Source organism: Aminobacter sp. MDW-2 (assembly GCF_014250155.1).
In the GTDB taxonomy this organism is placed as follows: domain Bacteria; phylum Pseudomonadota; class Alphaproteobacteria; order Rhizobiales; family Rhizobiaceae; genus Aminobacter; species Aminobacter ciceronei.
The window spans coordinates 1920532-1933253 of the sequence record NZ_CP060197.1 but is presented as its reverse complement, the minus strand read 5'-3'; the positions used below and the strand labels follow the sequence as shown (position 1 = coordinate 1933253).

Here is a 12722-nt window from a genome sequence, read left to right as displayed (position 1 = left end):
TTTTCCTTTTTGGACGGCTTGGTGTAACCAACGGCGAAATCCCGTCCTCAGGCGCCCCTCACCAATGCTCCATATCCGCTCGCTGGCATTCAACTTCGTCTTCTATGTCAGCCTGATCGCCCAGATGATCTTCTGGACGCCCTACTATTTCCTGTCGCCACGCCACCGCGCCTGGCTGGTGCCCAAATTCTGGGCGCGTTCGAGCCTGTGGCTGCAGGAAAAGATCGCTGGCACGAAGAGCGAGGTCACGGGGCTCGAAAACCTGCCTGCGGGTTCGTTCATCCTGGCGCCCAAGCACCAGTCGTTCTGGGACGCCATCGCCTTTTTCCCCTACTTGCGCGACCCGCTCTACATCCTCAAGCGCGAGCTGATGTGGATCCCGTTCTTCGGCTGGTACATCGCCAAGATGAAGATGATCCCGGTCAACCGTGGCAAGCGCTCGGCAGCCCTGAAGGCCGTTGTCGTGGCAACCCGCCGGGAAATGCAGAACGACCGCCAACTGATCATCTATCCCGAGGGCACCCGCCGCGCGCCCGGCGACGAGCCGGCCTACAAGTGGGGCATCGCCGAACTTTATGCGGCGCTCAACATGCCCGTCGTGCCCGTCGCCCATGTCGCCGGCCTGTACTGGCCGCGTCGCAAGTTCCTGCGCTACCCCGGCACCATCAAGGCCCGTTTCCTGAAGCCGATTCCGGCGGGCCTTTCGCGCGAGGAATTCATGCAGCGCCTGATCTCGGAAACCGAGGCCGCCTGCGACGCGTTCCTGATCGAAGCGGCAACCTCGAAGAACCCGCCGCCGATGCCGCCGACGGCGGTAAAGCGGCTCAGGGAATTGGGCGTCGAGGTCGGCTAGCTGCCGGCCGCCAGCTCGCGCTTCATCCAGCTCGTATCGCCCCAGGTCGACAGCCAGATCATCATGGCTGTCGCCGCCGAGATCGCCCCATAGGCCAGCCTGTAAGGCACGCCCTTGGCGGACCTGCGCTGGCGCGCGACCTCAAGATGCTCGAGTTCCTCCTGCTGGATGTCGAGGATGGCGGCATGCAGCCGCTCGTCCCGACGTTCCAGGAAACGAAGCTGTTCTTCGAGATGGCGATGCACGGTGGCCTCCACCGCTTCCGTGCACAGCCAGACCATCTGCGGTCCAAGCACCGATGTAACCAATCCCAGCACATAGCCGCCAAGCGACCAGAACTTCATGACACGGCACGGCCGCGTGTCGCGTGTCGGCATGGCGTCGCGAAAGATCCTGGCGTGAAGGATCTCGTCGGCGCGCATTTTCTCCAGCTCCGGCTGGATCACCGGGAAGAACCGCCGGGCAACAGCGATTTGCGCGCCATAGATGTTGATCGCGGCGCGTTCGCCAGCGTGATTGACCTTGAGGATACGCTGGATCGTGATCTTGTCCGCGCTTGCAGGCAGCAGCATCGATGTCCCCCGACTACGATGCTCCCTTGATATCACTGATCCTTGATATGTGACACGAGGCTAGCCAGCGGCCATCCGCCGCTCGTGTTCAAGCAGCCAGCGCTTGCGCCAGAGGCCACCGCCATAGCCCGTCAGGTCGCCGCTGGCGCCGACCACCCTGTGGCACGGGATGACGATGGCGATCGGGTTGGCGCCGTTGGCGCGGCCGACCGCACGTATGGCTGCGGGGTTGCCGATCTCGGCGGCGAGGCCGGAATAAGTCACCGAGACGCCCGCAGCAATGCGGCGCAAGCCGTCCCAGACCTGACGTTCAAAGGACGTGCCCTGCGGTGCCAGCCGAGTTGCGAACTCCGCAGACGTGCCAGCGAAATAGGCGGAGAGTTCCGCCTCGATCTGATCGATCGGTGCGGCCCTGCCGAAGGCGATGGCCGAGCCGGTGACCGCCTGCAGCTTGCGCACCTCTGTCGCCAGCGCCTTTCGCTCGAGGAATTCGAGGATGTGCAGGGCATGCTGGTCCGCAATCGCGATCATCGGGCCGATGGGCGTCTCGATCCAGTCGGCCTTGAGCATGGTCTTGCCGCGCAGCTTGGCCGGCGCCTCGCCGAGCAGCCGGGTGACAGCCGCGCGAAATCCGCTGCCGGAATCGAAACCCGCCTCGACCTGGGCGTCGACGACGCTGTCACCTGACGTCAGCCTCTCTGCCGCTTGCCCCAACCGGCGCAGCCGCGCCATTTCGAGAAAGCTCATGCCGAAACGACGCTTGAAGGCGCGGCGCACTGTCGAGGCATCGAGGCCCATGGCGACGATATCGGCCTCCAGCCAGCGCCGTTCCGGCTCGCGTTCGAGTGCTTCGGCCAGCGCTGCGACCAGCGGCTCCGCTTCGCCCGAGCCCATCATCGGCCGGCAGCGCAAGCAGGGCCTGAAGCCGGCATGCAGGCATTCGGCGGTGGTGTCGAAGAACTGCACGTTCTCGCGCCTGGGCTTGCGCGCGGAGCAGGTCAGCCGGCAGAAGATGCCGGTCGTCCTGACGCCGACATAGGCAAAACCGTCATAGCCTGCATCGCGGGCGATCAGGGCATCATAAAGCGTGTCGTCATCGGGGCGTTGGAACAGCATGGCTGATCCTTAGCGCGTCTCCGCTCGGCGCGCCGCCGAAAAACGGGCGTTGATTTTGCCTCCTGACACAGAGCTATTTGCCGACCAGACGTGCCACCTCTTCGAGCCAATGGTCGCGAATGCCGAGCGCCCTGAGATGCTCGACGGTGCTGAGCACATAATCCTCGTTGCGGCCCGACTGGCCGACGGCTCCGGCGACGATTTCGGCCGCGTGCGCCGCGTCGAGATTGCCGGCATACTGATGATGCTTGCGGTCGGCGATGTAGCACACCGCCTCCGCCTTTCCGCCGCCATCGAGCTGGATGGTTAGCTGGCGTTCTAGATAGACGCTGGTGACGAGCTCGCGGTCCCTGAGATAGGCAAGCACCTCGTCGCGCAGGTCGCCCGGCACGCGGAAGGCGAGGCCGACACAGGAGCCGCCACGGTCGAGGCCGAGCACCAGGCCCGGCCGCTGCTCGGTGCCACGATGGACCCAGGAGCGGATGCAGAGCGAACGACGAAACCCCATCAACCGGGCACGGCGCGTCTCGACATGCGCGAAACCTGGCCGCCATATCAGCGAACCGTAGCCAAAAACCCAAAAATCGCCCATATCGCCAGCCTGTTGGTGATCGCGGTGAACAGAACCGCGTTAGCGAGAGCCCGAGCATGCCGTCAAGTCAGGAACCAAGAGCAAACTACAGCCGCCGCTTCATGTGGCTCGGGCTTTTCATCGTGCTTCTGTTCGGCGGCTACAGCGCCGGATGGTTCTGGTTCGCCGGCAAGGCCGAAAGCGAGGTGCGCAAGGCGATCGCCGGAGTCAACCGCGATGGCGTGTCGCTCGAATGCGCCAACCCCGAGATCAAGGGCTTCCCGTTCCGCATCGGCCTGTTCTGCGACCGGCTGGACTACGAGGATGCGGGGCGCAGGATTTCGGCCAGCGCCGGCAGTTTCCGCACCGCCGCCCAGGTCTATCAGCCGATGCACTCGGTGCTGGAGATCGACGGCCCGCTCAGGATCACCGCGCCCGACCTGCCTCAGTTGCAATTCAACTGGGATTTGCTGCATGCCAGCGCACGTATCGCCAAGCCGTTGCCCGAACGTATCTCGGTCGAAACGCTCAAGCTTTCCGGCCAGGCAGCGTTTATCGACGGCGTCGCCAAGCCGCTGTTCACCGCCGAGCAGACGCAGACGCATCTGCGCCCGAACGGCGCCAACATCGATCTCGCCGGTACCTTCACCGGCTTGCAGATCGACCCGCAGGCGATCGGCGGACGCACGCTGCCCAAGCTCGACGGCAGCGCCGACACCTCGCTCAACAATGGCGTTGCCCTTGTGGAAAACAGGCAGCCGGCGCTGCGCGGCCAGTCGGGCAGCATTCGCTCGCTGACGCTGACGTCGGGCGGTACGACCGGCGTCGCACTCAGTGGCCCATGGTCGGTCGGCGACGATGGACTGATCGATGCAGATCTCAAGGTGACGATCCAGAACCCGCGCGAGCTGTCGCGCATCCTGTCTCAGGTCATTCCGGAGCAGGCCAAGCAGTTCGAGACCGCCTTCACCGGCCTCGCTTTGCTCGGCGACGCGCCGACCCTGCCGCTCAAGATCGTCAAGGGCAAGGCGACTTTGGGCTTCATTCCGCTCGGCATGGTACCGGCGGTAGATTAGGGGAGTAAGGCAGTAGGGGAGTAGGGGGACGATCCCCTGCTCCCCTATTCGCGTATTCCCCTAACCCTTCGCCGGATGCTCGATGGCCTCGCGGCCGAAGTTCGGCACGTCGACTTCCTGGCCGGCGTCGATGATCGAGCGGCGGATGGCACGGGTGCGGGTGAACATCTCGAACAGCTTGTCGCCGTCGCCCCAGCGGATCGCCCGCTGCAGCGACGCCAGGTCTTCCGAGAAGCGCGCCAGCATTTCCAGGATCGCGTCCTTGTTGTGCAGGCAGACGTCGCGCCACATCGTCGGGTCCGACGCCGCCAGACGGGTGAAGTCGCGGAAACCGGAAGCCGAATACTTGATGACTTCCGACTTGGTCACCGACTCTAGGTCGTCGGCCGTGCCGACGATGTTGTAGGCGATGATGTGCGGCAGGTGCGAGACGATGGCGAGCGTCATATCGTGATGTTCGGGATCCATCGTATCGATGTTGGAGCCGCAGCGGCGCCAGAACTCCGACAGCTTCTCCAGCGCCACCGGATCGGTATCAGGCAGCGGCGTGAAGATGCACCAGCGGTTCTCGAACAGTTCGGCAAAGCCGGCGTCGGGACCCGACTTCTCGGTACCGGCCAGCGGGTGGCCAGGGATGAAATGCACGCCCGCGGGTACATGCGGGGCCATCTGCGCGATGACGGAGGCCTTGGTGGAGCCGACGTCGGTGAGGATGGCACCCGGCTTCAGCGCCGATGCGATGTCGACAGCCACGGCGCCGGACGAGCCGACCGGCACCGAGACGATGACGAGGTCGGCATCCTTGACGGCTGCCTTGGCGTCGGTCGAGTAGCTGTCGCCGAGGCCGAGTTCCTCGGCGCGGGCGAGCGTGGGTGCGCTGCGGGTGGTGATCGCAATGTGACGGGCGAGCCCTTCACGGCGGATGACGCGGGCCAGCGACGAGCCGATCAGGCCGATGCCGACGAGGGCGATCTTTTCAAAGAGAGGATCTGACATGGTTCAACTTTTCAGGAATTCGGTGAGTGCGGCGACGACGCCGCGATTGGCTTCTTCGGTGCCGATGGTCATGCGCAGCGCATTGGGGAAACCGTAGCCGGTGACCCTGCGCAGGATATAGCCGCGCGCCGTGAGATAATCGTCGGCGGCAGCGGCCGAGTGCTTGCCGTCATCGGGGAAGTGCACCAGCAGAAAGTTGCCGACCGAAGGCGTGACGCGCAGGCCGAGCTTTTCGAACTCGGCGACCAGCCATTCCGCCCATTTGGCGTTGTGCGCCACCGTGCGCTCGACATGGCCGCGGTCTTCCATCGCCGCCACGCCGGCCTCGATGGCCGCCGCATTGACGTTGAAGGGACCGCGCATGCGCTCCAGCACGTCGATGATGTGCGACGGCGCATAGATCCAGCCGATGCGCATGCCGCCAAGGCCGTGGATCTTGGAGAAGGTCCGCGTCATGACGACGTTCTCGTTGGCCGCGACCAGCTCGACGCCCGATTCATAGTCGTTGCGGCGGACATATTCGGCATAGGCGGCATCGAGCACGAGCAGCACGTTCTTGGGCAGTGCCGCGTGCAGGCGGCGCACCTCCTCGAACGGCAGGTAGGTGCCGGTCGGGTTGTTGGGGTTGGCGAGGAAGACGATCCTGGTCTTCGGCGTCACCGCCGCGATGATGTTGTCAACGCTGGCCTTCTCGGCATCCTCCTTGGCAACGACCGGCGTGGCACCGGCTGCCTGGGTGTAGATCTTGTAAACCATGAAGCCGTGCTCGGTGTAGACGGCCTCGTCGCCCGGCGAGAGATAGCTCTGGGACAACAGGCCCAGCACTTCGTCGGAGCCATTGGTGCACAGGATGTTGGCAGGATTCAGCCCATGGGTCGCCGCGATCGCCTGCCTCAGGCGTGACGCCGACCCATCGGGATAATACTCCATCTTATGCGATAGCCTTTGGACGGCCTCGATCGCATGGGGCGAGGCGCCGAGCGGATTTTCGTTCGACGACAGCTTATGGACCTTGGCGACGCCTGCCGGAGCGGAGCTCTTGCCGGGGACATAGGCTGCGATGTCCATGATGCCGGCGCGGGGTTCGGGGCGAATCTGCTCGGGTGCCTTGGTCATTTCGAAATATCCTGGATTGGCGCCTCCGGCCGGAGGCCGCAGCGGAAATACCGCCCGGTGCACGCAATGTCGAGGAAAACCGGCGGAACCGGGCGGTCTGGCCGGACGAATGGGTCGCGGTTGACGCAATCCCCGACCGGGCGTAATAGCAGGGCATAGACCCGTGGTGATTTGGCCGGTCGGCTTGCAGCCACGTTAAACAAGTCGCTAAAGGGCCGTTTGCGATCCGTAAACCGGCTTTGCGACAGCAATGCCGGTTTTGTTTTTTGGAGTTCGCACAGTGCCGATCAAGATCCCGGATCAACTCCCCGCCCGCCAAGTGCTGGAAAAAGAGGGCGTGTCCATCATGGATGAGCAGACAGCTCTCCGCCAGGACATCCGTCCGCTGCAGATCGGCCTGCTCAACCTGATGCCCAACAAGGTCAGGACCGAAACGCAGATCGCGCGCCTGATCGGCGCCAGCCCGCTGCAGGTCGAACTGACGCTGGTGCGCATCGGCACCCACAAGGCCAAGAACACCTCAGAAGATCACCTCATCGCCTTCTATCAGACCTGGGAAGAGGTCAAGGATCGCAAGTTCGACGGCTTCATCATCACCGGTGCGCCGGTGGAACTGCTGCCTTTCGAGGACGTGACCTACTGGGACGAACTCAAGCAGATCATGGACTGGACGACGACCAACGTGCACTCGCCGTTCTTCATCTGCTGGGGCGCGATGGCGGCCGCCTGGCATTTTCACCGCGTTCCCAAGCACACGCTGGAGCACAAGGCGTTCGGCGTCTACCGCCACAACAACAACGCGCCTGCCTCGCCCTATCTCGCCGGCTTCTCCGACGATTTCGCCATACCGGTGTCGCGCTGGACCGAGGTCCGTGCCTCTGACATCCCCGAAGGCTCCGGCCTGGAGCTTTTGATGGAATCGGAAGAGACCGGCCCGAGCCTGCTGGCCGAAGAAGCCGGCAACCGGCTCTACATGTTCAACCACATCGAATACGACTCGACCTCACTCAAGGAAGAGTATGACCGCGACGTGGCCGCCGGCGTGACGATTGCCGTGCCGCACGAATATTACCCCGACGACGACCCGCAGCGCCGGCCGCTGAATCGCTGGCGCTCGCACGCCCATCTTTTGTTCGGCAACTGGATCAACCGCGTCTACCAGACCACCGAGTACGATCTGGAAAACATCGGCAAGGGCCGCTAGCCTCCCCGAACAGGACCGCGCTCGACGCCGGGCGCGGTCCTTTGCCCTACCCCGCTTTGGCTCGATGCTCGTGGAAGGCGCAGGCGAGGATGCGCAGGGCTTCGCGCGAGCGGCGGTCGGTGAGCGACGAGTGCAGCACGATTTCGGTTGCCGGCACATCGGGCAGACCGAACTTGCGGCTGACTTCGACGGTTCCGGGAGGCGCGAGACGGCTGGGAAAGACCGCCGTCGCCAGCCCGGCCGACACTGCCGCCGTCACCAACGACGAGCCGCCGCCGACGAACACCTCGACCCAGGGAATGCCGGCATCGTCGAGCGTGCGTATCGCCAGATCGCGCACGCCGCACAGCCGCGACAGCGTCGCCAGCCGGATCGGCTCGCCAAGACGATGATCGAACTCGGGCGTCGCAAACCAGCCGAAATGCTCCGGTCCCAGCACCTCGCCGTCGCGGCGGTCGTCCTCGCGCCGGACAATCGCCGCATCGAGCTCGCCACGGTCGAAGGCGTCGAGCAGCAAGGTCGAATTGTCGACCTGGACCTCGATGGTCAGGGCCGGGTCGTGCTGGCTGAGGCGGGCCAGCAGCGTCGTCACCTCCGGTCCGGCGACATGGCCGGCAATGCCGAGCGTGAAGCGCCGCGCCGAACATGACAGGCCGGCAACCGCTTTGTCATGCGCGGCTAGGAAGCTGCGTGCCGATTCGATGAACAGCGCGCCGTCGGCCGACAGCCTGACGCGGCGCGGAGTACGTTCGATCAGCTTGCGGCCGACACGCTCCTCCAGCCGCTTGAGCTTGACGCTTACCGCCGCCTGGGTCGAGCCCATGGCGTCGGCTGCACGGGTGAAACTCTGCAGGTCCGCCACCATGACGAAGTTACGAACGGCCTCGGCGTCGAGCCACAGCATCTCATCTATACCGATTTGTTATCACTGATATAGTTTTGCATAGCATTTATGCATAATCAAGCTTGGCATATCTCGGATGTTTCCAGATAACCAGCGGCGACCGGACTTCCTCCCCCGACGCCGCCAGCCGGAGACATGGGATGAAGCTGACGATGAGAGACAGTCTGGCGCTGGGGGCGATCTGCCTGTCGGCGCTGATGTTTGGTCTTGAGATATCGAGCGTGCCGGTGATCCTGCCGACGCTCGAACATGTGCTGCATGCCGACTTCAAGGGCATGCAGTGGATCATGAACGCCTACACCATCGCCTGTACGACGGTGCTGATGGCAACAGGAACGCTGGCCGACCGCTACGGCCGCCGGCTCGTTTTTGCGCTTACGGTTGCCGCTTTCGGCGTGACCTCCTTGATGTGCGGCCTCGCCCCCAACACCACAGTGCTGATCGTCAGCCGCTTCCTGCAGGGCATGGCCGGCGGCGCCATGTTCATCTGCTCGATCGCCATTTTGTCGCACCAGTTCCAGGACGCCAGGGCGCGCAGCAGCGCCTTTGCCATCTGGGGCGTCATCTCGGGCATTGGCCTGGGTTTCGGGCCGCTCATCGGTGGCTTGATCGTCTCGCTGTCGACCTGGCAATGGGTCTTCCTGGTCCACGCGCCGCTCGCCGTGCTGTGCCTTGTCCTGACTTATGGCAGCGTCAGCGAATCGCGCGATCCGCAGGCGCGGAAGCTTGATGTCGCCGGCATCGTCATCCTGAGCGCATCGGTGTTCGGCCTGACCTACTACATCACCGGCGGCGCCGACCTCGGCTTCCTCAGCCCGGCCGCACTGGCCATCGCAGCAGCTACCATCGCCGGCCTGATCGCCTTCGTTGCTGCCGAGCGGCGGCATCCGCATCCGATGTTCGACTTCTCGGTATTTGCGATCCGCGATTTCTCCGGCGCCATCATCGGCTGCATCGGCATGAACTTCAGCTACTGGCCGCTGATGATCTACCTGCCGATCTATTTCACCGTCGGCCTTGGTTATGACAGCGCAACGACCGGGCTGGCGCTTTTAGCCTACACCGTGCCTTTCCTGGTGATGTCGCCTGTCGCCCAGTATCTCTTGTTGCGCACCAGCGCCCGCACCATCATCCCGCTCGGCCTGTTCACCATCGGCCTTGGCTTCATCGTGATGTGGTTCGGCAGCACGCTCGGGCAGGCAGCCGGGGCGACCGTGCTGGCCGGTGCCCTGGTCTCGGGCATAGGACTTGGCCTGACGACGACGCCCGCCACCAACATGACCACAGGCTCGGTGCCGGCCAGCCGTGCCGGCATGGCCTCGGGCATCGACGCCAGCGCCAGGCTGATCGCCCTTGCCGTCAACATCGCGGTGATGGGCCTGGTGCTTGTCGAAGGCATTCTCCACACGCTGCGCCAGGCGCTGCCTGAAGCAACTGACGCGGCGCAGCTGCGCGGGCTGGCCGAGCGCATCGCCGCCGGCGGTGCTGCGACACCGCATGCGCTTTCAGGCCAACCGACGCTGGAGGTGCCTGTGGCGGTGGCGCACGCCGCACTCGTCGACGGCTTCGGCTGGACGCTGCTTTATGGCGGTATCGGCGTCTGGGTCCTGGCCGTGCTCAGCTTCGTCATCTTCGGGCCGGCCAGGACAGTGAGCGGCGAGCCGCGACCGAAAACCGAGTCGCAGGTGATCTGACCTGTCAGAGCCGGGGCGAACGCAACACAGCCAATTCCGCTGCTGCCCAGCGAGAGCACGCCCCGGCCACAGCCATTCGGTGATGAGGTAGCCCCTCGCCCAGCTTGAGCCTGCAGTGTCAGCCCTTCGGCACGAACACGTTGACCGATTTGGGCCTGATGCGGAAATGCGCCGGCGTCCAGGTCACCAGCTCGCCGTCGGTGTTGACCGGGCGCGGCTGCTTGGTGCGGATCGTCACTTCAGTGGTCTTGAAGGCGCGGACGTCGTCCCACTGGCCTTGCGTGCCCTTGCGCAGGCTGGGCAGAAGCCTGAGCAGCCGCCACCAATGGTCGACCTCGAGGCTGTAGAGATCGAGCCAGCCGTCGTCGGCGGTCGCGGTCTCCTCGACGGTCATGCCGCCGCCATAATGGCGACCGTTGCCGACCGAGACCTGCATGGTGCGGATCTTTTCGGTGGTGCCGTCATGGTCGACATAACAGGTGAACAGCCGCGAACGCATCAGGATGCGGGCGGCGACGATGCCGTAGCCCAGCGTGCCCCAGCGCTTCTTGGCGTGCTCGGTGAGCTCGCCCGCCAGTTCGGCGCTGAAACCGATGCTGGCGACGTTGAAGAACAGATGGCCGTTGACCTCGCCGAGATCGACGGTTGCCTGGTGGCCGGCGGCGATGATTTCCGCCGCCTTCACCGGGTCGGCGGGAATGCCCATCGTGCGGGCAAAGTCATTGGCTGTGCCGAGCGGCAACACGCCGAGCGTCAGGCCGGAATAGGACAGACCGGCGGCCGCGTTGTTGAGCGTGCCGTCGCCGCCACCAACGATTGCCATGTCGAAATGATCGGCATTGCGCGAGATCAGCTCGGAGGCGTTCTCGTCCTTGCTTGTTGCCATCTCCTCGATCTGGAGACCGGCATCGACGAGCACCTGACGGGCGGCATCGATCGACCCGCCACCACGGCGTGCGCGCGGATTGACGATCAGCATCGCGCGCTTGCCCCTGGAATGCTGCACGGCGCGCTTTTGGTTGATGACGTCGGTCAGGAGGAAACCCCTATTCTTCACGGTGGGCCAAGCCCGCTGTCATCTAGGGATCGATCTGGCAAATTTGAAGGCAGGCGGATGAATATGCCGGCGGCGAAGCCAAGTAACCGGAAATATTCGCGTCAGTCCTGGGACGTTTCACGCACGCCGCGCCAGGCCGAGATGATGGCTGCGGCGGTAGCCTTGCCGGCCGCGTCGTCGATGAGCCAGGAAATCACCGAAATGCGCATCACCTCGCGTCCGCGCCATTTGGCGCCGCCGGCGAAGGCAACGCCGTCCCGCTGGAGCCGGATGATCGTTGCCCGGGTCAGTTCATCGCCGCGCTCGGCAGGCTCGTCGGCGCCGAAACGCACCAGCACCTGGTTGAGCACGACATCGTTGAGTACTGCGATGGCGTTTTCACCACGCAGCTCATCGGCGATCAGCCGGGCAACACGACAGTGCCGCTCGACCATCGTGGCTATGCCCTCGCGGCCGAGATGGCGGATGATCGCCCAGGTGGCAAAACCACGCGCCCGCCGCGACAGTTCGGGAACGAAATGGCTGGGGTCGCGCTCGCCCTCCATAGCCGTCGGCAGATAGCTCGCCGCAATCGTCATGGCGCGGCGATGCGCCTCGCTGTCGCGGACGATGGCATAGCCGCAGTCATAAGGCGTCTGCAGCCATTTGTGACCATCGGTTGCCCAGGAATCACAAGCGTCGAGCCCCTCGGTGAAATGCCTGAAAGCAGGGCAGGCACGCGCCCAAGCCCCGAAAGCGCTGTCGACATGGATCCAGGCACCGACCCCGCGGGCGATCGGCACCAGTTCGGTGAACCTGTCGAAGCCGCCGGTGTTGATCTGGCCGGCCTGCAGGATGACGATTGCCGGCCCCCGCACGTCAGCCGCACGGCGAGCGAAATCCTCCGGCTCCATCTGGCCTTGGCTGTCGGTGGCGACCCGGATCAGCCGATCATGGCCAAGGCCGAGGAATTGCAGCGCCGAAAACACTGTGGTGTGGGCGTCGTCTCCGATCAGCACGGAAATCGGCGGCGCGCCGAACAGGCCGTTGGCGTCGACATCCCAGCCGACACGTCGCAGCACCGCGCCGCGCGCTGCGGCCAGGCAAACGAAATTTGCCACCGTAGCACCTGTGACAAAGCCGACCGAGCTTTCGCGCGGCAGATCGAGCAGGTCGAGCAGCCAGCGCGCGGCAACCGTCTCGGCCGCGGCGGCCGACGGCATGGCGTGGTGGTTGCCGGCGTTCTGGCCCCATGCGCTGGTCATCCAGTCCGCAGCGACGCCGACCGGGTGCGAACCGCCAATGACCCAGCCGAAGAAGCGTGCGCCGGTGGTAACGTTGAGGCCCGGTTCGGCCCGTGCCGCCAGTTCGTCGACCACGACGCCGGGTGCTTCTCCGGTCTCGGGCAAAGGGCCGTCAAAGGCGGCCAAGGCGTCGGCGTAGCCATGCAGCGGACGCTGCGGCCTGGATGGCAGTTCCGACCTGTAACGGATGGCATGGTCCGCGGCCTGGCGCAGCAGGCGCCCGATCTGTTCCCCCTCCATGGCAGTACCCTCTGCTCCAAGAGTGCCGTAATCCGCAGAA

Annotated in this window: 12 protein-coding genes and 1 riboswitch; of the genes, 4 read left to right on the top strand and 8 right to left on the bottom strand. The window is 64.7% G+C overall.

What is annotated here, in order from left to right; genetic code table 11:
* Nucleotides 1-64 precede the first annotated feature (64 nt).
* Nucleotides 65-853, top strand: a complete 789-nt coding sequence (locus H5P29_RS09495; protein ID WP_154386130.1) for a 1-acyl-sn-glycerol-3-phosphate acyltransferase — start codon at nucleotides 65-67, stop codon at nucleotides 851-853.
* Here H5P29_RS09495 and H5P29_RS09490 read toward each other — a convergent pair.
* From H5P29_RS09490 to H5P29_RS09480, 3 genes are all read right to left on the bottom strand, one after another.
* Nucleotides 850-1425, bottom strand: a complete 576-nt coding sequence (locus H5P29_RS09490) for a demethoxyubiquinone hydroxylase family protein (RefSeq protein ID WP_154386129.1) — start codon at nucleotides 1423-1425, stop codon at nucleotides 850-852. The two genes, H5P29_RS09495 and H5P29_RS09490, sit on opposite strands and share 4 nt — an antisense overlap.
* 60 nt (nucleotides 1426-1485) lie before the next feature.
* Complete coding sequence (locus H5P29_RS09485; RefSeq protein WP_154386128.1) at nucleotides 1486-2541, bottom strand: bifunctional transcriptional activator/DNA repair enzyme AdaA; 1056 nt, start codon at nucleotides 2539-2541, stop codon at nucleotides 1486-1488.
* A gap of 73 nt (nucleotides 2542-2614) precedes the next feature.
* Nucleotides 2615-3133, bottom strand: coding sequence for a gamma-glutamylcyclotransferase (locus H5P29_RS09480; RefSeq protein ID WP_154386127.1), 519 nt, complete (start codon nucleotides 3131-3133; stop codon nucleotides 2615-2617).
* A 56-nt stretch (nucleotides 3134-3189) separates the two neighbouring features.
* On the opposite strand from H5P29_RS09480, the gene H5P29_RS09475 reads away from it, so the two are divergent.
* Nucleotides 3190-4188, top strand: a complete 999-nt coding sequence (locus H5P29_RS09475) for a DUF2125 domain-containing protein (RefSeq protein WP_154386126.1) — start codon at nucleotides 3190-3192, stop codon at nucleotides 4186-4188.
* A 60-nt stretch (nucleotides 4189-4248) separates the two neighbouring features.
* On the opposite strand, the gene H5P29_RS09470 is transcribed toward H5P29_RS09475, so the two are convergent.
* Entirely contained in the window at nucleotides 4249-5184 is a 936-nt protein-coding gene (locus H5P29_RS09470; RefSeq protein ID WP_154386125.1) for a prephenate/arogenate dehydrogenase family protein, read from the bottom strand.
* 3 nt (nucleotides 5185-5187) lie between these two features.
* Nucleotides 5188-6300: a histidinol-phosphate transaminase gene (hisC, locus tag H5P29_RS09465; RefSeq protein ID WP_154386124.1), complete on the bottom strand. Its 1113-nt coding sequence runs from the start codon at nucleotides 6298-6300 to the stop codon at nucleotides 5188-5190.
* Nucleotides 6301-6453: 153 nt separating this feature from the next.
* Nucleotides 6454-6531: riboswitch (SAM riboswitch) on the top strand.
* Nucleotides 6532-6580: 49 nt separating this feature from the next.
* Between hisC and metA the strand changes: the two genes are divergently transcribed.
* Nucleotides 6581-7504: a homoserine O-succinyltransferase gene (gene metA, locus H5P29_RS09460; RefSeq protein WP_182575175.1), complete on the top strand. Its 924-nt coding sequence runs from the start codon at nucleotides 6581-6583 to the stop codon at nucleotides 7502-7504.
* Between the two features lie 46 nt (nucleotides 7505-7550).
* Here metA and H5P29_RS09455 read toward each other — a convergent pair whose 3' ends face one another.
* The gene (locus H5P29_RS09455; RefSeq protein WP_154386122.1) at nucleotides 7551-8408 is read right to left on the bottom strand and encodes a LysR family transcriptional regulator; all 858 of its coding nucleotides are present in this window, start codon (nucleotides 8406-8408) and stop codon (nucleotides 7551-7553) included.
* A gap of 140 nt (nucleotides 8409-8548) precedes the next feature.
* Here H5P29_RS09455 and H5P29_RS09450 point away from each other — a divergent pair, with 140 nt between their 5' ends.
* Nucleotides 8549-10102 (top strand): MFS transporter, encoded by a 1554-nt coding sequence (locus H5P29_RS09450; protein WP_154386121.1) that lies wholly within the window; start codon nucleotides 8549-8551, stop codon nucleotides 10100-10102.
* A gap of 118 nt (nucleotides 10103-10220) precedes the next feature.
* Here H5P29_RS09450 and H5P29_RS09445 read toward each other — a convergent pair whose 3' ends face one another.
* The gene (locus H5P29_RS09445) at nucleotides 10221-11081 is read right to left on the bottom strand and encodes a lipid kinase (RefSeq protein ID WP_067966126.1); all 861 of its coding nucleotides are present in this window, start codon (nucleotides 11079-11081) and stop codon (nucleotides 10221-10223) included.
* Nucleotides 11082-11260: 179 nt separating this feature from the next.
* A complete protein-coding gene (locus H5P29_RS09440) occupies nucleotides 11261-12682 on the bottom strand; it encodes an aspartate aminotransferase family protein (RefSeq protein WP_154386120.1) in 1422 nt (473 codons plus the stop codon).
* Between the last annotated feature and the right edge of the window lie 40 nt (nucleotides 12683-12722).